Here is a 20591-nt window from a genome sequence, read left to right on the forward strand (position 1 = left end):
CAACTGTAAAGGTTGTACTTTTTTTCAATCTATTATTATTTGAATGAAAAAGAAAACGTATAGTATTAGGAAATTTATAAACGATATTCATTTATGGTTGGGTTTAGGAAGCGGCATCATCCTATTTTTAGTATGCTTAAGTGGAACTGTTTTAGCTTTTGAAAAAGAAATAAAATCATTTTTTGCTGAAGAAGTAACTGTAAAGACAAGCCAACAAAAGGCAACCGTTGCAAGTTTAACTGAAACATTAAAAGCCTCTAACAATGGTTTTGTTATTGGAGTTACCATTCCTTCAACCAACCAAAAACCTTATGAGTTTTCAGTAAAAAAAGATTTAAAGGAACGCCGTGGCTCTCAAATTTTAGTAAACCCGTATACTGAAAGTATTCATAAAGTTGAAAAAACTAAAGCAGACGGATTTATGTTATCCATGTTTAAACTACACAGGTGGTTGCTATTGGACACCAATATAGGAAGACCAATTGTTGGTGTTGCAACCATTATCTTTTTAATTCTTGCTATTTCTGGTATCGTTTTATGGTTTCCTAAAAAAGTTAAATGGAAAAATCTTAAACAAGGTTTTAAAATCAAAACCGATGCTAATTGGAAACGTATTAATCACGATTTACATAATACGCTAGGTTTTTACGCTTGTATTCTTATACTTATAATGGGTATAACAGGATTATGTTGGTCTTTTGAAAGTTATAAAACAGGGTTAGGGAATTTAATTGGTGCTGAAATTTTTAATAGACCATCACCTGATTTTAAAGTAAGTCCAACGCATAACAACGAAGCCATTACTGTTGATGATGCCATAGTCTTAGCTAACAAAACCTTAAACTATAATGGAGAGCTTTCAATAACCTTCCCAAACAAAAAAAATAATTATTATTCCTTTAGAAAAACAAATGATTCTAATTGGTCGCCTATTACAACAGATAATTTATATATGGATACCTCGGGCACTATTCTAGCTGTAGAGTTATTTAATGAAAAACCATTAAACGTAAAAATAGCATCTTTAATTAAACCAATCCATACGGGAGAAATTTTCGGAAACCTCTCTAAATTTATTTACTTTTTGGCTTGTTTAATTGCTACAAGCTTACCAGTTACTGGTACTATTATTTGGTTAAACAAACTAAAAAAGAAACCGAAAAAGGCTTAAAATTTTAGATGTATGACTAATAAAAAAGGTAGTGAAAGTTATTCACTACCTTTTTTTCATTTTAAACAATTACCTATTGTACGCTGTAATAGCCCTTCTCGGGAATCTCAATAGCATAACTTTTTCTAGATTTATTATCTAATTTAGGCTCCCTTAACCAAGGATTGTGAATTTTTAATATTTTGTAGTTGATCCCGTAAGATTCTGCAAATTTTGTGAAATCAGTTATCGCAGTATCTACCATAACTTTACGAGTAGGTATATTAGTATACAAATCTTTTTCTCTAAAATTAAAACCATATTTTGATGGGTTAGATAAAATTTCTTTTAAAGCTACAATTCTAAAAATATAGCGTCCGGTTTCTTCACCTAGCAACAAATCATAATAATCATTTACATTTTGATCTCTTAAATATCTGGAAATTCCAGCATTACCGGCATTATACGCAGCAGCAGCTAATGTCCAAGACCCTAAATCTTCTTTGGATTTCAGCAAGTATTTGCATGCCACTTCAGTAGCTTTTTCTAAATGGTACCGTTCATCTACATTATCATTAACTTCCAAACCATTTTCGCGGCCTGTAGCCGGCATAATTTGCCATACACCACGAGCACCTGCGGGCGACACCGCATTGGTTAAACCACTTTCTATTACGGCTAAATATTTAAAATCGTCAGGAACACCGTTTTTAGCAAGAATTGGCTCTATAATGGGAAAATATTTTTTAGCACGTTTAAACATTAAAAGCCCATTGGATTGCCAATAGGTATTCACTAATAATTCCTTATCCATACGTTCATAAATGTCGGGATTATTTATTGGCATGGCCTCTCCTGCAAAATCTAAATTATCTGGTACTTGAAGCGCATAAACGTTGTAATCATTTATTACTTTCTTTTCAAAGTTTTTGTCGGTAGGCGCTTCTTGCATGGCATAAACAAATAAGGCACATAAACTTAGTAACCCCACAAACGCCAATAATTTCTGTATAGTCTTCATTTTTAACAAGTTTTACTTTAAAGATAAATGATTTGTTTAATTTTCTAAAATTATACTTGGTAAATTTTCGTTAAACCATTTATACTTATTTATAATCATAATATGTGTTCCTCCTTTAATAGTGGTACAGTTTTTAATATTTTTAATAGGAAACACAGCATCCTTTTCACCATGAATATGCACAATTTCTGGCATATAAGTTTCTTGATGCCAGCAAACCATTTCCTTAATAGCCCAGCTTAGATACTTACTATCATTAACAGATAAATATTTTTTATATAACTCTAAACGCTTTGTAATATTACTTCCAAATGCATATTTTGATAAAACATCTAGGTTATTCACCAATTGTGTTGGTAACAATTTATAAGCCATAGTCGCTTTTGCCAATATCATTCTTCTTGGCAACTCTGATGTTAACTTAACGCTGGAAACTATAATAAGCCTTCTTACGGTTAGATATTTACACATTTCCTGTACCAACACACCTCCAAAAGAAACTCCCAACAATACAATATTACTGTATTTAATATGCGTAGTCATCCGAAGTGCGTAATTACTTATCGTTTCTTGTTTTAAGGGCAACAACCATTCCAAATAATGAATTTCAAACTGATTCGCTGGTAATTTAATATTTTCAAAAATTTTAGGGCTTGCAGCCAAACCTGGCATTAAATAAACGTGAATAGTTTCTTTAGTCATGGTATTAATGTGAAAGAGTTAATGGCTCTAATACTTTATTTCATAAGGCATTAACCGTTAATTTACTTTTCAATAACAATTTTTTTACGTAATTTTGCGTAACAAAGTTATATAAATAGCACTCACTATTAATATTCTTCAAGAAATAAATAAAACTTACCATGATTGATGCTGCAGAATTAATAGATAATGATTTTTTACGCCAATTTGAACTAAAAATTGACAATCACTTAGCCAAAATAGAATACTCGCTTCAAGAACGAAAGATTTTTTTAACCAAACTTGTGATACCTGAAGAAATAGAAGACGCCGATTTTGCCAAAAAATTTTTAGCGGCCGTATTCGAACAGATTGAAGAACGCAATTTAAGTGTTGTACCAACAAGTCCTGAAATCGCTAAGTTTGTAAGGAGTAACAGAAAGTACAAACGTATGCTTCCTGTAGGCGTAAGAATATAATTTCCTTATTACAATTGATATTAAACATAGAATCCGCAGTATTTAACTTCGGATTTTTCTTGTAATACATTTGAAACTACCGATGGGTATAAACCAATATTAAATCTTTTGTTGCTACAACCTCCGTATAAGCTTCATTATATATTTTTATAGCATCTACAAATATGCAGGATAATGTATCTCCATTAAGAGTTGCTACACCATCATTAATTAAAACCTGATTTCCATTTATGGTAAACGTAGAGGCAAAACTAATGACACCTATTTCATCACATGCTACATCGAAAACATAGTCGTTTGAAGTCCCATTTAATAATGCAATAGTAATATTGGGATTAAATGTATTCTTTGAGGTCACTGTTCCATTGGATTCAAATACCAAAGTTTCATTATTCACACATTCAATTTCATTTAAAATATTTCTATTTGTAACACCATCTCCATCAATATCAAAACCCTCAGAAATATTCCATTCAGTTAAGGTCCATATTCCTTCAATGGTATTATCATCAGCATCCGTAGTACAACTAGTTACTAATAACGTAACCAAAGTAAATGCTAAAACTATTCTTTTCATATTTGGGGTGCACTAAGTAAGTAATCATAAAAGTATTAAGCCACAATGAATTAACAATACAAATACCGACAAACGGATTATATTACAGATAATTAGTAACCCATACTTAATTTTAATTAGAAATTACCGCAGAAAAATCAAATCTCACCAATCCATCTTCATCAATTTTGGTAAGTGTTACATCGTGCAACGTATTCACTAATTCTGGGTTCCAAGGCGCTTTTACCTTTACATAGTTTTCAGTAAATCCGTTTATATACCCTTCTTTATTTTCACTTTCAAATAATACTTTTCTATGAGTTCCTAACTGGCTTTCATAAAAGGCACGACGTTTTTTAACCGAAAGTCCTCGCAACATTTTACTACGTTTGTTTCTAACATTCATAGCAACAACACCATCCATATTTGCAGCTTCAGTATTATCGCGTTCGGAATAAGTAAATACGTGTAAATACGAAATATCTAATTCATTTAAAAAGTTATAGGTTTCTAAGAAATGTTCGTCAGTTTCCCCTGGAAAACCAACAATAACATCCACGCCTATACAGGCATGAGGCATCACTTCCTTTATTTTTGAAACGCGATCTACATATAACTCTCGCATATAACGACGTTTCATATTTTTAAGAACTTCATTACTCCCAGATTGTAATGGAATGTGAAAATGAGGAACGAAAGCTCTAGATTTTGACACTAAATCAATGGTTTCATTCTTTAAAAGATTCGGTTCTATGGATGAAATGCGTAACCGTTCAATCCCCTCAACCTTATCCAGTTCGGTAACTAAATCTAAAAAAGTGTGTTCGTGCTTTTTATTTCCGAACTCACCCTTACCATAATCTCCAATATTAACGCCTGTTAATACAATTTCTTTAATATTTTGAGCTGAAATTTCTCTGGCATTTTGCAATACATTTTCTACAGTATCACTTCGTGAAATACCTCGAGCCAACGGAATGGTGCAGTAAGTACACTTATAATCGCAACCATCTTGTACTTTTAAAAAAGCACGAGTTCTATCTCCTATTGAATAGCTTCCAACATAAAAATCAGCTTCTTCTATTTCACAAGAATGAACTTCACCGAAATCATTTTTTGTAAGATCGTTTAAATAATCGGTTATTTTAAATTTTTCGGTCGCACCTAACACTAAGTCTACACCATCAACATCTGCCAACTCCTGCGGCTTTAATTGTGCATAACAACCAACGGCAGCAACGAATGCGTTCGGATTTACTTTTTGAGCCTGTTTTACAATGCTTTTAAAACGTTTATCGGCATTTTCGGTTACCGAACACGTATTAATCACATAAATATCGGCATTTTCAGAAAAATCTACACGATCAAAACCCTCATCTGTAAAACTTCTTGCAATTGTTGAAGTTTCAGAAAAATTAAGTTTACAGCCTAAGGTATAAAATGCTACTTTTTTTTTGTTCATCCTTTTTTATTTCCTAAAAGACGGAAATTCTAATTTATTATTTTTTTTACATAGGTAGAAAACTCTTTATATTTACCTATTCGCTTTAAAAGCATGCAAATTTACAACTAATTAGTTATATGATAAAACCTATTTCGAAACAAATAATAAGCTATTTATCAATTAGTTGCATACTACTATTAATGCTTTCTTGTAAAAAGAACACAAAATCACATAACGAAAATTTAGTTTTCAGGTATAACGAGCATAAAAATATTGGTTCATTGGACCCTGCTTTTTCTAAAGACATAGCAGATATATGGGCCACAAATCAATTATTTAATGGTTTGGTACAGATGGACGAACAGCTAAATGTACAGCCATGTATTTCGAAAAGTTGGACTATTTCTGAGGATGCACTGACCTACTCATTTTTATTACGAAATGATGTTTATTTTCATAAAGATCCCTTATTTGGAAAAGACTCCACCCGCACCGTAACTGCTAACGATTTTCAATACAGTTTGAATCGCTTAATCGATAAACAAATTGCATCGCCAGGAAGTTGGGTTTTCGATAAAGTTGAAGGGTTTAAAGCAGTAAACGACACACTTTTTCAAATTCAACTAAAACAACCTTTTCCAGCATTTTTAGGCTTGCTTACTATGAAGTATTGTTCGGTAGTTCCAAAAGAAATTGTAGAACACTATGGCAGTGATTTTAGATCCCACCCTATTGGTACTGGACCATTTCAGTTTAAACGTTGGGAAGAAAACATTAAATTGGTTTTTAGAAAAAACCCAAACTATTTTGAAATCGATAAACAAGGCAAAAAACTACCCTATTTAGAGGCCGTTTCGGTTACATTTTTACCAGATAAACAAAGTGAATTTTTACAATTTGCGCAAGGTAATATCGATTTTGTATCAGGCTTAGACGCCTCCTACAAAGATGAAATTTTAACAGCAAACGGTCAACTTCGAGATTTATATAAAAATGAGGTTAATATGATCCGAGGTCCGTATTTAAACACAGAATATTTAGCTTTTTATTTAGATTCTGAAGTTTCTGAAATACAGTCGGAACTAATTAGAAAAGCCGTAAACTATGGATTTGACCGTAAAAAAATGATGATTTATTTACGAAATGGCGTGGGCATACCTGCTACTGGTGGATTTATCCCAAAGGGTTTACCTGGCTATAACGAAACTATTGGCTATAATTATCAACCAGAAAAAGCCAAACAATTAATATCCCAGTTTAAAAAGGAGACAGGTATTAAAAGCCCAGAAATATCTATTACAACTACCGGTAATTATTTAAGTTTTTGCGAATATATACAACGTGAACTCCAAAAAATGGGATTAATAGTAAATGTAGATGTTATACCAGCAGCTACTTTAAAAGATGCCAAAGCCAACGGAAAACTTAATTTGTTTAGAGCGAGTTGGGTTGCCGATTATCCAGATGCTGAAAATTATTTATCGCTTTATTACAGTAAAAACTTTGCCCCTAACGGCCCCAATTATTCCCATTTTAAGAATGCAGACTTCGATAAATGGTATGAAGAAGCCTTTACTATTACTGACACTAAAAAACGTGAAGTTTTATACGCCAAAATGGATAGCTTAGTTATGCAAAAAGCTCCAGTAGTGGTAATGTTTTATGATGAAGTAGTGCGTTTTACACGAAAAAACGTGAAGGGCCTAGGTATTAACCCTATTAATTTATTAGAGCTGAAGCAGGTTGAAAAAAATTAATGTCTCATAAAAAAATACACATCATCACTGCCTTTGCCCTTTTCTCGTTTAGACGAAAAGTAACCTGCTGTATTCTTTGAATTTATAACAAATGAAAAGTCGTCTTTATCACTATTTATGGGCTCCGGAAGTTTTTCAGCCTTTTCGAATGCTCCATGCGCATTCTTTTTGCATTTGTAAATATCATACCCGCCAAAACCATTTGGTCTGTTCGATGCAAAATACAAAGTACCATCGGTTGCCATGAAAGGAAACATTTCCCTACTATAAGAGTTCACTTTGCTTCCTAAATTTTGGGGCTCACTAAATGTATTGTCCCCCAAAACATCCACTTTAAAAATATCAGAGCCACCTCTAGTTGTTTCCTTTCCTCCACGAATATTAGATGTAAAATATAACGTTTTACCATCTGCACTTAATGAAGGGTGTGCATAAGAGTATTTAGGATTACAAAACGGTAAGGTTTTAAAATTTGTCCACCCCTTTCCCGATTTAAACTCTCCAACCTTTATTAGAAAATTATCTTCCGTTATGTTATTTTCATCAATTGTTGTGGTAATAAACAATTGCTTTCCATTAGAAGACATGGTTGCAGATGTGATATAATTTATTTTTTCATTTGAATCAATAACAATATCTTTTATGTTTAAAATACCGCCAAAACCATCAACATCGGATTCAAAAATGGCAAGAATCGGATTCCCTTCTAGGCGCTTTAATCTATCCTTTCTATCTAACAAATAAGTGGTAAAAATTAATTTAGAATCAGAAAGTAGCATCAACCCAAAATGAGGATATTCAGTGTTAATCTCATGGCTTTTAACCGTATAATTTTCAACTTGAGAAAAACCAATAAAACTTAACAGAAAGATGATAAAACAGAGTAATTTTGTCATTTAGTTTAAGTGTAACACTCAAATATACAAAACTTTAACTCATTTTAAAATAGATTTCATAAGCAGTAAGGTTGAAACACAAGGTTAGGTTTAACAAACAAACCAATAATCTTTAAGAGGTTCTATTCATTACAACCTTTATCTAAGCAACAAAATAAAAGGGAAACTTATTGAAAATCCTATAAAAAAAAATCACTACTCGCGTCTATACTTTTTTGTTTCCTCAAAAATATGTTCTAAAATTGCTTTGTCTTGATCCGTAAATTCTATATTTCGTCTCGCCATAACCACTTCAGCTACTTCAAATGCTTTTTTAGTTATAAATGGTGTAAAGCCACCACTACCACCCCAGCTAAAACTAGGAATAAAATTTCGAGGAAATCCACTTCCAAAGATATTTGAACTTACGCCAACAACAGTTCCAGTATTAAACATGGTATTAATTCCACACTTACTATGATCACCCATCATAAGTCCGCAAAACTGCAAACCAGTATTAGCAAAACGCTCGGTTTCATAATCCCATAATCGCACTTGAGCGTAATTATTCTTTAGATTTGACGTATTGGTATCAGCCCCCAAGTTACACCATTCTCCAATTACAGAGTTACCTAAATAGCCTTCATGCCCCTTGTTTGAATGGTCAAAAATAACCGAATTAGTGATTTCACCTCCTACTTTACAACCAGAACCCACCGTAGTTGGACCATATATCTTAGCCCCCATTTTCACTATCGAATCATCACCCAAAGCAAAAGGACCACGGATAAGGGTGCCTTCCATAATTTCTGCATTTTTGCCTATGTAAATTGGGCCATTACTAGCATTTAAGGTTACAAATTCTAACTTAGCTCCTTCTTCTATAAATATGTTCTGCGGAGCAATTGTATTATTGCTTGATGAAAGTGGAATAGATTCTCTTCCATTGGTAATTAAATTAAAATCTTCTTGCAGCGCTTCGCCATTTTTTAAAAATATATCCCAAGTATGTTCTATCTTAATAACCTCTTCGTTAAATTCAATAGCCTCATAGGTTTCAAAATTTACTTCTTCCTGCGAGTCTTTATGAAAAAAAGCAATAACATCTTCGTCTTTAAAAATAGCTTGGTTGTCTTGTAAGCCTTTAACCATTTCTACTAATTCCAAATTTGGCAAATAGGAGGCGTTAATCATTACATTCTCATCCATTTCTACCATGGGGTATTTATCGGACAAATAATCTTCGGTAACTGTTGTTGTTGTAGAATCTAAAAACATTTCCCATTTCTCTCTAATGGTTAATATTCCAATTCTTATATCGGCAACTGGCCTGGTAAATGTAAACGGTAACAAGCTATTTCTAGACGGACCGTCAAAAAGAATATAATTCATAACAAAGCTGGAAGTTTTTAAGTTAAAAGTTAAAAGTTGCTTTACTTAAAACTTAAACTTATTATTATCTATCCAAAAGTAGGATAATTGTACAAAATAAAAAAGCCTTCCATATTAAATATAGAAGGCTTTTTTTTATGTAATTGCTTGAGTTTATTTTGAAAACTTAGCGTATTTGCTTTTAAATTTATCAATACGACCAGCTGTGTCTATTAATTTAGATTTACCAGTGTAAAATGGGTGCGATGTTCTAGAAATCTCCATTTTGATTAGTGGATACTCAACACCATCAACTTCTAAAGTTTCACTTGTGTTAGCAGTAGATTTAGTTAAAAACACATCTTCGTTAGACATATCTTTAAATGCAACAATTCTATAATTTTCTGGATGTATATCTTTTTTCATCGCTTAAAGCTTTAATATTCTTTTCAATTTTGGATTGCAAAAATAATCATTTTTTACAATTCCACAATACTTTTTTGTATTTTTATTTTCAATAAAATTGTAACGTTTTTATATCTTTACTTACTAACTACTATAACCAACACAAAAATACATAAATTATGGAAAAATCATTAAAATCAATTGCTACAAATTACGGGCTTTATCTAGGCGTATTACTAGCATTAATAACCGTATTAGCCTATGCCATAAACCTAGATTTATACACGCAAGTTTGGTTTGGCCTAACAATTATAGCAATTATTATCATATTTGGAATTCTTTCGGTTATAGCCGTTAAAAAAACTAATGAAGGATTTCTTAGTTTCAAACATACCTTTTCCGCCTATTTTATAACCATTCTTATTGGTCTTTTAATTAGTGCCTTTGTTAGTGTTCTAATTTTTAATGTTGTTGATACAGAAGCTTCAAACATTTTACAAGAAAAAATAATTAATGCCCAAGTTGAAAGATTACAAAACTTTAATGTGCCTGCGGAAGTTGTTGCAGAAACTGTTGAAAAAATGGAAGCACAAGGAAACATGTATTCCCTTGGCAATGTTTTACAGTCTTTAGTTTGGCAATTGGTAGGGTTTAGCGTAGTTGGTTTGATAGTTGCCGCTGCTATGAAAAAAAAGAAACCCGACACCGAATAAATTCTGTATTTTTGAAGCATCAACTTTTTGAAAGCTTTTAAATGAATATATCAGTAGTTATCCCACTACTTAACGAACAAGAATCCATAAACGAATTACACGATTGGATTGTAAACGTGATGCAAACCAATCGTTTTTCTTATGAAATCCTTTTTATTGACGATGGTAGCACCGATGACTCTTGGAATGTAATTTCCAAAATTTCATCAATAAACCCCAATGTAAAAGGCATTAGATTTTTAAAAAACTTTGGAAAATCCCAAGCCCTTCATGCTGGGTTTGAAAAAGCTTCTGGAGATGTCGTAATAACCATGGATGCCGATTTACAAGACAACCCCGACGAAATTCCAGAACTTTACAAACTAATTGCCACCGATGGATACGATTTGGTTTCTGGATGGAAAAAGAAACGCTACGACTCCGTTCTTTCCAAAAATTTACCTTCAAAACTATTTAATTGGGCAGCTAGAAAAACATCAGGCGTAAAACTCAACGATTTTAATTGCGGTTTAAAAGCCTATAAACTGGACCTTGTTAAAAACATAGATGTTAATGGCGAAATGCATCGCTACATCCCTGTTTTAGCAAAAAATGCAGGTTTCATAAAAATTACCGAAAAAATTGTTCTGCACCAGGCCCGAAAATATGGCGAAACCAAATTCGGCATGAACCGATTTATTCATGGCTTCCTAGATTTAATAACCATTTGGTTCTTATCTCGTTTTGGCAAACAACCCATGCATTTATTTGGAGCACTAGGCTTCATCATGATAACTATTGGGTTCGCCTTCGCCATTTATTTAGGTATAGATAAACTATTTTTAAATCCTACAGGAAGATTAATAACCGAGCGTCCACAATTCTACTTATCGCTTTCAACCATGATAATTGGTACCCAATTTTTTGTAGCTGGGTTTTTAGGCGAAATCGTATTGCGAACCAAACAAGATAAAAAACGCTATCTAATTAAAGAAGAATTAAATTTGGAATAGCCATAGGGCGTTACCGCAAGGGTCGGGCTTTACGTTACAAGGCCTCGCTCCTGCGTCGCTGCGGGCTTTCCACTACAATCCCTAACGCAAAATAAACAACTTCAAACCTTAGTTTTTACAATAATGACAAAAAAATCACACTAAAACATTAACATTTCACTTCAAATTAGTAACTTTTGCCAAAATATTACCATACCCATTAATTATTTTTAAAACATATTATTTTTAAAAAATTATGATACACATTGAACCAAAAATTTTAGATCGAATTAACTCGTGGCTAACCCCAACTTTTGATGCCGAAACCCAGTCTATTATAAAAAATAGCATTGCTCACAACCCAAAAGACATTCAAGAAAGTTTTTATAAAGACCTAGAATTTGGTACTGGTGGTATGCGTGGTATTATGGGTGTAGGAACCAACCGTATTAACAAATATACTCTAGGAAAAAGCACACAAGGCTTAAGTAATTACCTAATTAAATCGTTTCCAAATGAAACGCCAAAAGCAGTAATAGCTTATGATTGCAGAAACAATAGTAAATCGCTTGCCAAAGTGGTAGCCGATGTGTTTTCTGCTAACGGAATTCAAGTATATTTATTTGAAGATCTTCGTCCTACACCAGAATTATCATTCGCTGTAAAACATTTAAACTGCCATTGTGGAATCGTTTTAACAGCATCTCACAACCCACCAGAATACAATGGTTATAAAGTTTATTGGCAAGATGGCGGACAATTAGTACCACCACAAGATGGCGAAATCATTAAAGTTATTGATAGTTTACAATATTCTGACATCAAATTTGAAGCCAACGATTCACTTATAGAATACATAGGAAAAGAAGTTGATGATGCCTTTATTACCGAATCTGTAAAAAATGCCAACTTTAATACTCCCAGCACTGCGAAAGACGATTTAACTATTGTTTTCACCTCGTTACACGGTACTTCAATCACAGCAGTTCCCGAAACTTTAAAACGTGCTGGATTTAAAAATGTACATATTGTAAAAGAACAAGAGGTTCCAGACGGTAATTTTCCAACAGTGGCTTCACCAAACCCAGAAGAACCTGCAGCCTTAAAAATGGCTTTAGAACTTGCCGAAAAAGTAAATGCAGATATCGTTATTGGTACCGACCCAGATTGCGACCGCCTAGGTGTGGCTGTGCGTAATTCAGAAAATAAACTACAATTACTTAACGGAAATCAAACCATGTTAATGATGACCGATTTCCTTTTAAAACAATGGAAAGCTGCAGATAAAATTAATGGTAACCAGTTTATCGCTTCAACAATTGTATCAACACCTATGCTGAACAAATTAGCTGATGCTTATAAAGTAGATAGCAAAATTGTTTTAACTGGTTTTAAATGGATTGCAAAACTGATTAAAGACTTCCCTGAACTTGATTTTATTGGTGGTGGTGAAGAAAGTTTTGGCTTTATGGTTGGTGATTTTGTTCGTGATAAAGACGCCGTTACCTCTACCCTACTTGCCTGCGAAATTGCTGCAGTAACAAAAGCTAATGGTAGTTCTTTTTACAACGAACTTTTAGACCTATATGTTGAGCACGGTTGCTATAAAGAAAAATTAGTATCCTTAACTAAAAAAGGTATTGAAGGTGCACAAGAAATTACACAAATGATGGTTGATGCACGTGAAAACCCTATTAAAATTGTAAATGGATCTAAAGTTTTAAAAATTGAAGATTATGATTTATCAGTTTCTAAAAATATGGTAACTGGTGAAACAGCTTCTATTGACATTCCAAAATCAAACGTAATTATTTACTATTTGGAGGATGGCAGTCAAGTAGCTTTAAGACCTAGTGGAACTGAACCAAAAATCAAATTTTACGTAAGCGTAAACACGAAATTAAATGCGGTTGCCGATTTTAGTAAAACCGAAACAGCACTTGATGCAAAAGCGGAAGCTATTTTAAAAGACATGAAATTAATATAATAACCCGTATATTTGCCAAAAATTTGCATGCTTTTATGGAAACATAAAAGCATGTTTTATAAACAGACAAATCTTATTTAATGAATCAATTTTTAAATATCCTAAAGTATGCTAAACCTTATAAAAAGTATGCGTTAGGCCATATTATATCAAACGTACTCTATGCCCTATTCGGTGCCTTATCGTTTGTAGCATTAATACCAATGCTAGATATTCTGTTTGAACAGAAAGATACAACAGAAGTTATGGTAAAACCTGTTTATAATGGTATTGCAAGCTTAAAGGACTATTACAAAGACTTTTTATCTTATCAGGTAAACTTATATGCTGAAAACGATCCGCAGAAGGCTTTACTTATGGTAGTCAGTTTAATAATTGCCTTGTTTTTATTAAAAAATATTTTTGGCTATTTAGCCAATTACTTCATGGTTTTCTTAAGAAATGGTGTAGTTCGCGATTTAAGAAATAAGGTTTATAAAAAAACAGTTGAGCTTCCCCTTTCTTTCTTCTCTGAACAGAAAAAAGGCGATATTATGTCTCGTGTTACCAATGATATTTCCACCTTGGAATACTCCATGTTACCCGTTTTAGAACTGATAGCAAGAGAGCCTTTATCCATTATTTTCACACTAACAATGATGGTTATTTTAAGTTTAAAACTAACCATTTTTGTATTTATTTTTATTCCTGTATCTGGTATTATAATATCTAGAATAGGAAAAAGTTTAAAACGAAAATCAGATCGTGTGCAAAAAGAACAAGGTGTAATTCTTTCAATTTTAGAAGAAACATTAACAGGATTACGTATCATAAAGGGATTTAACGCTGAAGATAAATTCAATAACAAATTTGAAGAATCTTCAAAACGCTCTTATAATTTTTCTAATAAATTATATAACCGTCAAAACTTAGCATCTCCAACCAGTGAGTTTTTAGGCATTTTGGTTATTTCTATTTTGTTATGGTATGGTGGTCAGTTAGTACTAGTGGATAATTCTTTAGATGGTAGTTCATTCATCGCCTATATGGGATTAGCCTACAACATTATGGTACCAGCCAAAGCCATTTCTAGAGGGCTTTACAACATCAAACAAGGTGATGCTGCCGCTGAACGTATTCAGGAAATTATTGATACTCCAAACCCTTTAAAAGATAAAAAAGATGCAATTACCAAAACTGGTTTCGACTCTGAAATTGTCTTTGAAAATATTTCATTTAAATATGAAAAAGAAAACGTTTTAAAGAATTTCTCATTAACCATTCCCAAAGGGAAAACCGTGGCATTGGTTGGGCAATCTGGAAGTGGAAAATCTACAATTGCCAATTTAATAACCCGTTTTTATGATGTTAATGAAGGCAGTATTTTAATTGACGGCATTAATATTAAAGATTTATCAACCAAATCATTACGTCAACAATTAGGCATTGTTACCCAAGATGCCATCTTGTTCAATGACAGTATAAAAAATAATTTAAAGCTCGGAAAAGACGATGCAACTGATGAAGAGGTAATTGAGGCTTTAAAAATAGCCAATGCATGGGAATTTGTAAGCCAACTACCAAATGGTATTGAAACTAATATTGGGGATGCTGGTAATAAGCTTTCAGGAGGCCAAAAGCAACGATTAAGTATTGCTCGTGCGGTATTAAAAAGTCCGCCGATAATGGTTTTGGACGAAGCTACATCAGCTCTTGATACAGAAAGCGAACGCCTGGTTCAAGTGGCTTTGGAAAATATGATGAAAAACAGAACATCCATCGTTATTGCTCATAGGCTTTCCACAATTCAAAATGCCGACGAAATTGTAGTATTGAATAAAGGTGAAATAGTAGAGAAAGGAAAACATTCCGATCTGATAATAAAAAATGGTGTTTACAAAAAGCTTGTAGAAATGCAAAGCTTTGAATAGATTTCCTATTTATCTCGTAACCTGATAAAAACTAAAAAAGGATAGAGATTTGGGCTTCTATCCTTTTTTTTGTTAAGTTAGACTTGGGGAAGACTAACATATAAGTAGGTTTCTGATACAAATTTAAAACAAAATAACTTATCCTACAAGAAAAAATGTATTTTATCGTATTTAATTTACACTTAGTCGGATTTTTTATTTTTAAACCACTGTTTTACAGCAAGTTAAAGATTCAATAAAAATTTAAATAAAATCATTTTAAACTTTTAATAGGTTTATAAGTCTAACTACTAAAGTATTTTTGTGATTGACGAAGTACAGTTAATAGAGCAATTAAAATCGGAAAGCCATAAAGAACAAGCCTTTAGAACGTTAATAACGTTATACAAAGAGCGGTTATATTGGCATATAAGAAACATTGTAAAAGATCATGACGACACTGACGATGTGCTACAGAACACCTTCATAAAAGTTTATAAAAATATTCATAACTTTAAGGGAGACAGTAAATTATTTTCATGGATGTACAGAATTGCTACTAATGAATCCATTTCATATATTAACCAAAATGCTAAAAAGTTACAAACAACAAACGAGGAGGTTCAATTACTCGCTCTAAATAATTTAAGTTCGGATGTTTATTTTGAAGGTGATGCTATTCAGCTTAAGTTACAAAAAGCAATCGCTACACTACCAGAAAAACAACAATTAGTGTTTAATATGAAATATTTTCAGGAATTAAAGTATTCTGAAATATCCGAAATATTAGAAACAAGTGAAGGCGCATTGAAGGCTTCTTATCACATTGCTGTAAAAAAAATCGAAGCATATTTAATTGAAAATTAAACCTTTTACAAAAAAACAAGTCTTATTACAAAGATGAGCACAAATAAATTACATAATATAAAAGATACTGGATTTAAGGTCCCAAAGGATTACTTTGCCTCGATTGAAGATACTATTTTAAGTGAGATTAAGCTACAGGAATCAGTTTCTAAAACAGGGTATAAAGTGCCTGAAAATTATTTTAGCACATTGGAAGATAAAATAATTAAAGCAGTAGAACCTAAAAAAGATACCAAAGTAATTAAATTAATTACATGGCGTAAAGCATCATACATTGCAGCTGTTGCAGCCAGTTTAATTCTATTTATCAACATTTTTGTGAATAACACAAAAGAAACTATTACTATTGAAACTGTAGATACTGCGAGCATTGAAAATTATTTTATTGATGAAGATTTAGAAGCAACCGAATTTGCTTCACTTTTTACAGATGAAGACTTAATGGATGTAAAATTGATACATGACGGTTATAGTTCAGAAATCATAGAAAACTATGTTTTTGATAACTTAGAAATTGAAGATATAATTACAAAGTAAAGCAACATGAAATTTCCACACTGAAGTATTGACCTTTAAAAAAAATAATTGAATGGAAATTCCATATGCCCAAAAAGCAATAAACACAAACACATGAAAACACTTACAAGCCTGCTATTCATATTAAGTTTTTCACTTATAACAATGGCACAATCCAATAGAGATAAGATAAAGACCTTAAAAATTGCATATATAACCGAGAAGTTAAATTTAACTGAAAAGGAAGCGCAACAATTTTGGCCTATTTATAACAATTTTGAAGATGAAAATTCAAAATTAAGAAAAGAGGAATACGAACTAAGAAAAAAAAATGTAGATGCTATCTCTGAAGAAGATGCTAGACAACTAATTAAAGAGCATCGACTAAACCAAACTAAAAAGAATAGCCTTGAAAATGAATACATTAACAATCTTATAAAAGCCATATCTGCCAAAAAAGTTATACTTTTATATAAAATTGAAGATGATTTTAAGCGTAAAATGTTTGATGAATATAAAAAAAGAGGGCGTTCTTAAAAAGATAAAAAATCAACAATAAAAAAAGAGGAATTAAATTCCTCTTTTTTTATTACCTAAAAGTAAGCTTAGAAATTCGTCCGGAACCCGCTGCATAAGCAATACTATCATTTACAAACCTAATAGTATAAAATCCTTCATCACTTAAATGCTTCCAGGTATCACCAGCATCATTACTAAAATCTATCCCTTTAAAACCAGTAGTAACAAGTTCATTTCCATTACTATTCGGAATGTATTGTACACAGCTTCTATAGCCAGGATTTTGATTTTTCCCTACTAAATTCCATGTTTTACCACCATCCGTCGTTTTTATTTTATTCGCCACATTGTAGTCCGGTTTAGTATAATCTCCACCAATAGCAAAACCATTTAATTCATCATAAAAATCAATTGAATAAATTCCCGATGTCTCTGAACCCTGAACCATTGGTGTTTTAAAAATTTGCCAAGTTTGCCCTTTATCTGGAGAATATAATACGCTGCTGGATGCCCCTCCCGTTGCAATCCAAGTGTGATGGCCAACTATGGCTATATTAGAATTACTTGCCGCAAAAGCAGCTTCTCCTACTTTCGTTTTTGGTAATTCGTTGCATGGTAATTTTTCCCAAGTAGTACCACCATCATGAGTTATAATAATACTCAAGCAACCATCAACAGGGTCACCCATAGCAATGCCATGTTGATTATCCCAAAATGCCATAGCATCATAAAACACGTCAGGGTGGTTTTCTCTATAAACTATTTCCATATGCCCGGTATTACCAGTTTTATATAACACAGCAGGACTTTCAATACTCAACATAAAAAAATCCGTTGCTGTATGAGCTACAGCTCTAAAATGCAGTTTAAGACTATCTAATTCTTGTACTGAAGTTACCCAGTTATCTTTTATTGGATTATAAAGTCCGAAAACACCATTATTTCCTGCAAATGCCAAACTACCATCATTCAATAATTCAATAGCACGGATACTTAATAGAGAATCTTGAAAAATGGTTTCTACTTCAACTTCTTTAAAATCTCTAGGTGAATACGTTTCTTTTTTTCCACATGAAAACATAAGAAACATACAAACAAGAATAGAATAATATTTTTCCATAAATTTCAATTTCGCATAAAAATAGAAAAGCTTCACGTAAAAACATGAAGCCTTTCTGCTAAAAATCAATTCAACTAATTCAAATTTCCTTTTTCAACGCTTTTATGTCTGTAACTAATTGCGCCATGGACGCTCTATTTAAACCATTATAAATTCCTCTAATATGTTTGTTCTTATCAATTAACAAAAAGTTTTCTGAGTGTAAAAAGTCGTTGATATCTTTAGGAGTTCCTAAGTCGTTTTCAACGAAATATTGGTTTCGTCCTAAATTATAAATTTCAGTTTTATTGCCTGTTACTAGATGCCATTTACCACTAATAACCCCGTTCTTTTCTGCATAAGTTTTCAATACTGGCACAGAATCTCTTGTGGGTGTAACGGTATGGGATAAAAACAAAACCTCAGCATCATGCTCGAACACCTCTTGTAATTTATACATACTACTTGTCATTTGCGGACAAATTCCAGGGCAACTAGCAAAAAAGAAGTCCGTAACATAGATTTTATTTTCAAAGGTCTTATGAGTTACGATTTCCCCTAATTGATTTGTTAAGTTAAACTCAGGAATTTTATGAAACGTTTTTTCTTCTTTACTATTTGGTGTGATCCAATGTGGGGTAAAAGACTCATCGTTATAGTATGGTAAGTACTCCACTCTGCTACTTTCTTGTCCCTTTACCTGTAATGCCACTTTTTTCACTTCTTTTTTACAACCGACGATAAGAATCACTAACATTACAAAAACCAAACTATTTACTTTATTCTCTAATAACCACTTCATCTTCTAGTTGATAACATAAATTAGACCTCAATAAACCAAAAACACGACCATTTTTAGCTTCATAATTAATATACATAGTGCCATTTTTTAACCAAGCTTGTTGCATGCCTTGTTCCGTTCCATCTACTAATCGACGTAATTTGGCTAACTGACCATTATCATACCATTGTTTTTCTTCACCTTGTTTAACACCATCAACATAAAAAGAAGCTTCTGACGGTTTTCCATTCTCCCAAAAGCCTTTATAGGTACCTACTAATTTATTTTGACGGTAGAAAGATTCCACTCTTAATACACCATTTTCCGACCATCTTTTTGCAACCCCCTCTCTTTTTCCATTATAGAAACCTAGTCTTTCTTCCAGTACACCATTAGAATAAAACTTTAAGGCATAGCCATTAAAAGGCTTGTTTTTATAGTACCACGTTCCCTCTAATTGGTTTAAAACCAATTGTATTTTAGCTACTTGAAAGGAATCTATAACAACAGTTGTGTTTTCATTAAAAACCACCTCCTTTTTTGAAGTTTCTTGGCATCCTGTAAACCAAACTACAGAAAAAAGCAACACTAAAAACTTTAGCTCAGTTTTCATTAGTAACCTCTATACGGACCAGCAAATGCGATGTACGATCCTGTTGTTGAATAAATTTCGTTTATAATATGATAATGATATTCCGCCTCTCCATCTGTATACTGAGTTGCAGAAGTATGACCACCAGAAGCATCTAAATTAGTTGGGTAAGTTCCTGTTGAACTACATTTTCTACCATATAGAAATACACCATCCTTTAAAATACCTACTAAGTTAGAATCATCATCTGTAAACGCCTTAGGCTCTAAATGGTAATGATATACACCCGGACCAATATGTGCCCCTGTCCAGTCTAGACTTGAAGCCGCATCATTTAATGCACCATTTCCTTCTTGGTCATTAAATATAGACGCTCCACTTACTGCAATTCCAATGGTATTTAAAGCTGTTGAAACTGTGTTTCCTGTTAGATTTGGAGTTGCATCAACTGTCATAGTCACAGCATTATTGTTACTCGTCATTATTGATGGTGTTAAATCCACATCGGGCTCAGCCATGTATAAACTACTATTTTTTCCCCAATAAACCGTTTTATGATTTGGCAAACCGGTTGTTTCTATTACAATATTGGATCCGGAAGCATAGATGGTTACGGCATCTGTATTAAAGGCCGAAAATGCGGCATGCAGTTCTGTTACTGCTTCCTCCTCCACCTCGCTAGAGGCATTTTCACCAGAACATGCTATAAAAGTGAATAGTATTAAATGATACACTACCGAGAATCTGAAAAACGTTTTCATTTGAGTCTTTTTTAGAATTACAGATTTTTAGATGATAAAAAAATTAAAAACTTGCGGTTTATTTTAATTCAATTTAAATAAAAGCCCCATAAAACTAATTATGAGGCTTTTAAAACCAATCAATAATAAATATAAAAAAAAAAACAGGAATAACTGT

21 protein-coding genes are annotated in these 20591 nt (G+C 32.5%); 10 read left to right on the plus strand and 11 right to left on the minus strand.

The features are described from left to right. Positions 1-43: 43 nt before the first annotated feature. Complete coding sequence (locus ABYI63_RS12025; protein ID WP_372756598.1) at positions 44-1171, plus strand: PepSY-associated TM helix domain-containing protein; 1128 nt, start codon at positions 44-46, stop codon at positions 1169-1171. 73 nt (positions 1172-1244) lie between these two features. Here ABYI63_RS12025 and ABYI63_RS12030 read toward each other — a convergent pair whose 3' ends face one another. Both ABYI63_RS12030 and ABYI63_RS12035 read right to left on the minus strand, forming a co-directional pair. Then, positions 1245-2171 (minus strand): lytic transglycosylase domain-containing protein, encoded by a 927-nt coding sequence (locus ABYI63_RS12030; protein ID WP_372756599.1) that lies wholly within the window; start codon positions 2169-2171, stop codon positions 1245-1247. A 36-nt stretch (positions 2172-2207) separates the two neighbouring features. After that, complete coding sequence (locus tag ABYI63_RS12035; RefSeq protein WP_372756600.1) at positions 2208-2873, minus strand: alpha/beta hydrolase; 666 nt, start codon at positions 2871-2873, stop codon at positions 2208-2210. 161 nt (positions 2874-3034) lie between these two features. Between ABYI63_RS12035 and ABYI63_RS12040 the strand changes: the two genes are divergently transcribed. Next, positions 3035-3331, plus strand: coding sequence for an N-acetyltransferase (locus ABYI63_RS12040; RefSeq protein ID WP_372756601.1), 297 nt, complete (start codon positions 3035-3037; stop codon positions 3329-3331). A 76-nt stretch (positions 3332-3407) separates the two neighbouring features. On the opposite strand, the gene ABYI63_RS12045 is transcribed toward ABYI63_RS12040, so the two are convergent. Further along, complete coding sequence (locus tag ABYI63_RS12045; RefSeq protein WP_372756602.1) at positions 3408-3908, minus strand: hypothetical protein; 501 nt, start codon at positions 3906-3908, stop codon at positions 3408-3410. Positions 3909-4020: 112 nt separating this feature from the next. Next, positions 4021-5349: a tRNA (N(6)-L-threonylcarbamoyladenosine(37)-C(2))-methylthiotransferase MtaB gene (gene mtaB / locus ABYI63_RS12050; protein WP_372756603.1), complete on the minus strand. Its 1329-nt coding sequence runs from the start codon at positions 5347-5349 to the stop codon at positions 4021-4023. A 119-nt stretch (positions 5350-5468) separates the two neighbouring features. Here mtaB and ABYI63_RS12055 point away from each other — a divergent pair, with 119 nt between their 5' ends. Further along, positions 5469-7088: an ABC transporter substrate-binding protein gene (locus tag ABYI63_RS12055; RefSeq protein WP_372756604.1), complete on the plus strand. Its 1620-nt coding sequence runs from the start codon at positions 5469-5471 to the stop codon at positions 7086-7088. On the opposite strand, the gene ABYI63_RS12060 is transcribed toward ABYI63_RS12055, so the two are convergent. From ABYI63_RS12060 to ABYI63_RS12070, 3 genes are all read right to left on the minus strand, one after another. Then, entirely contained in the window at positions 7085-7984 is a 900-nt protein-coding gene (locus tag ABYI63_RS12060; protein ID WP_372756605.1) for a TolB family protein, read from the minus strand. The genes ABYI63_RS12055 and ABYI63_RS12060 overlap by 4 nt on opposite strands. Before the next feature lie 195 nt (positions 7985-8179). Next, positions 8180-9355, minus strand: a complete 1176-nt coding sequence (locus tag ABYI63_RS12065) for a GlmU family protein (RefSeq protein WP_372756606.1) — start codon at positions 9353-9355, stop codon at positions 8180-8182. Positions 9356-9508: 153 nt separating this feature from the next. Then, positions 9509-9760, minus strand: coding sequence for a type B 50S ribosomal protein L31 (locus ABYI63_RS12070; RefSeq protein ID WP_372756607.1), 252 nt, complete (start codon positions 9758-9760; stop codon positions 9509-9511). A 158-nt stretch (positions 9761-9918) separates the two neighbouring features. Between ABYI63_RS12070 and ABYI63_RS12075 the strand changes: the two genes are divergently transcribed. From ABYI63_RS12075 to ABYI63_RS12105, 7 genes are all read left to right on the plus strand, one after another. Then, the gene (locus ABYI63_RS12075) at positions 9919-10452 is read left to right on the plus strand and encodes a DUF4199 domain-containing protein (RefSeq protein ID WP_372756608.1); all 534 of its coding nucleotides are present in this window, start codon (positions 9919-9921) and stop codon (positions 10450-10452) included. Positions 10453-10493: 41 nt separating this feature from the next. Beyond that, positions 10494-11444 carry a glycosyltransferase family 2 protein gene (locus tag ABYI63_RS12080; protein ID WP_372756609.1) on the plus strand — a complete coding sequence of 317 codons (951 nt, stop codon included), beginning with the start codon at positions 10494-10496 and terminating at the stop codon, positions 11442-11444. A gap of 235 nt (positions 11445-11679) precedes the next feature. Beyond that, positions 11680-13410, plus strand: coding sequence for a phospho-sugar mutase (locus tag ABYI63_RS12085; RefSeq protein WP_372756610.1), 1731 nt, complete (start codon positions 11680-11682; stop codon positions 13408-13410). Positions 13411-13490: 80 nt separating this feature from the next. Continuing rightward, the gene (locus tag ABYI63_RS12090) at positions 13491-15320 is read left to right on the plus strand and encodes an ABC transporter ATP-binding protein (protein ID WP_372756611.1); all 1830 of its coding nucleotides are present in this window, start codon (positions 13491-13493) and stop codon (positions 15318-15320) included. 303 nt (positions 15321-15623) lie between these two features. Beyond that, positions 15624-16166 (plus strand): RNA polymerase sigma factor, encoded by a 543-nt coding sequence (locus ABYI63_RS12095; protein ID WP_372756612.1) that lies wholly within the window; start codon positions 15624-15626, stop codon positions 16164-16166. Between the two features lie 33 nt (positions 16167-16199). Further along, the gene (locus tag ABYI63_RS12100) at positions 16200-16703 is read left to right on the plus strand and encodes a hypothetical protein (RefSeq protein ID WP_372756613.1); all 504 of its coding nucleotides are present in this window, start codon (positions 16200-16202) and stop codon (positions 16701-16703) included. A 93-nt stretch (positions 16704-16796) separates the two neighbouring features. Next, positions 16797-17219 carry a hypothetical protein gene (locus ABYI63_RS12105; protein WP_372756614.1) on the plus strand — a complete coding sequence of 141 codons (423 nt, stop codon included), beginning with the start codon at positions 16797-16799 and terminating at the stop codon, positions 17217-17219. Positions 17220-17271: 52 nt separating this feature from the next. On the opposite strand, the gene ABYI63_RS12110 is transcribed toward ABYI63_RS12105, so the two are convergent. The 4 genes from ABYI63_RS12110 to ABYI63_RS12125 form a co-directional block, all read right to left on the minus strand. Beyond that, on the minus strand, positions 17272-18321 hold the full coding sequence (locus ABYI63_RS12110; protein WP_372756615.1) for a WD40/YVTN/BNR-like repeat-containing protein: 1050 nt from the start codon (positions 18319-18321) through the stop codon (positions 17272-17274). Between the two features lie 79 nt (positions 18322-18400). Then, positions 18401-19102, minus strand: a complete 702-nt coding sequence (locus tag ABYI63_RS12115; protein WP_372756616.1) for an SCO family protein — start codon at positions 19100-19102, stop codon at positions 18401-18403. Beyond that, complete coding sequence (locus ABYI63_RS12120) at positions 19080-19694, minus strand: toxin-antitoxin system YwqK family antitoxin (protein WP_372756617.1); 615 nt, start codon at positions 19692-19694, stop codon at positions 19080-19082. The genes ABYI63_RS12115 and ABYI63_RS12120 overlap by 23 nt, the downstream gene beginning before the upstream one ends. Further along, the gene (locus ABYI63_RS12125; protein WP_372756618.1) at positions 19694-20434 is read right to left on the minus strand and encodes a YHYH protein; all 741 of its coding nucleotides are present in this window, start codon (positions 20432-20434) and stop codon (positions 19694-19696) included. Before ABYI63_RS12125 ends, ABYI63_RS12120 begins: the two co-directional genes overlap by 1 nt. Between the last annotated feature and the right edge of the window lie 157 nt (positions 20435-20591).

Source organism: Mariniflexile sp. (assembly GCF_041583155.1).
Taxonomy (GTDB): Bacteria; Bacteroidota; Bacteroidia; order Flavobacteriales; family Flavobacteriaceae; genus Mariniflexile.

Coding starts and splice junctions, on each gene's coding strand:
- ABYI63_RS12080 (WP_372756609.1), top strand. CDS start 10,494: ATGAATATATCAGTAGTTATCCCACTACTTAACGAACAAGAATCCATA.
- ABYI63_RS12030 (WP_372756599.1), bottom strand. CDS start 2,171: ATGAAGACTATACAGAAATTATTGGCGTTTGTGGGGTTACTAAGTTTA.
- ABYI63_RS12035 (WP_372756600.1), bottom strand. CDS start 2,873: ATGACTAAAGAAACTATTCACGTTTATTTAATGCCAGGTTTGGCTGCA.
- ABYI63_RS12085 (WP_372756610.1), top strand. CDS start 11,680: ATGATACACATTGAACCAAAAATTTTAGATCGAATTAACTCGTGGCTA.
- mtaB (WP_372756603.1), bottom strand. CDS start 5,349: ATGAACAAAAAAAAAGTAGCATTTTATACCTTAGGCTGTAAACTTAAT.
- ABYI63_RS12040 (WP_372756601.1), top strand. CDS start 3,035: ATGATTGATGCTGCAGAATTAATAGATAATGATTTTTTACGCCAATTT.
- ABYI63_RS12115 (WP_372756616.1), bottom strand. CDS start 19,102: ATGAAGTGGTTATTAGAGAATAAAGTAAATAGTTTGGTTTTTGTAATG.
- ABYI63_RS12100 (WP_372756613.1), top strand. CDS start 16,200: ATGAGCACAAATAAATTACATAATATAAAAGATACTGGATTTAAGGTC.
- ABYI63_RS12090 (WP_372756611.1), top strand. CDS start 13,491: ATGAATCAATTTTTAAATATCCTAAAGTATGCTAAACCTTATAAAAAG.
- ABYI63_RS12055 (WP_372756604.1), top strand. CDS start 5,469: ATGATAAAACCTATTTCGAAACAAATAATAAGCTATTTATCAATTAGT.
- ABYI63_RS12045 (WP_372756602.1), bottom strand. CDS start 3,908: ATGAAAAGAATAGTTTTAGCATTTACTTTGGTTACGTTATTAGTAACT.
- ABYI63_RS12075 (WP_372756608.1), top strand. CDS start 9,919: ATGGAAAAATCATTAAAATCAATTGCTACAAATTACGGGCTTTATCTA.
- ABYI63_RS12110 (WP_372756615.1), bottom strand. CDS start 18,321: ATGGAAAAATATTATTCTATTCTTGTTTGTATGTTTCTTATGTTTTCA.
- ABYI63_RS12025 (WP_372756598.1), top strand. CDS start 44: ATGAAAAAGAAAACGTATAGTATTAGGAAATTTATAAACGATATTCAT.
- ABYI63_RS12120 (WP_372756617.1), bottom strand. CDS start 19,694: ATGAAAACTGAGCTAAAGTTTTTAGTGTTGCTTTTTTCTGTAGTTTGG.
- ABYI63_RS12125 (WP_372756618.1), bottom strand. CDS start 20,434: ATGAAAACGTTTTTCAGATTCTCGGTAGTGTATCATTTAATACTATTC.
- ABYI63_RS12060 (WP_372756605.1), bottom strand. CDS start 7,984: ATGACAAAATTACTCTGTTTTATCATCTTTCTGTTAAGTTTTATTGGT.
- ABYI63_RS12070 (WP_372756607.1), bottom strand. CDS start 9,760: ATGAAAAAAGATATACATCCAGAAAATTATAGAATTGTTGCATTTAAA.
- ABYI63_RS12105 (WP_372756614.1), top strand. CDS start 16,797: ATGAAAACACTTACAAGCCTGCTATTCATATTAAGTTTTTCACTTATA.
- ABYI63_RS12065 (WP_372756606.1), bottom strand. CDS start 9,355: ATGAATTATATTCTTTTTGACGGTCCGTCTAGAAATAGCTTGTTACCG.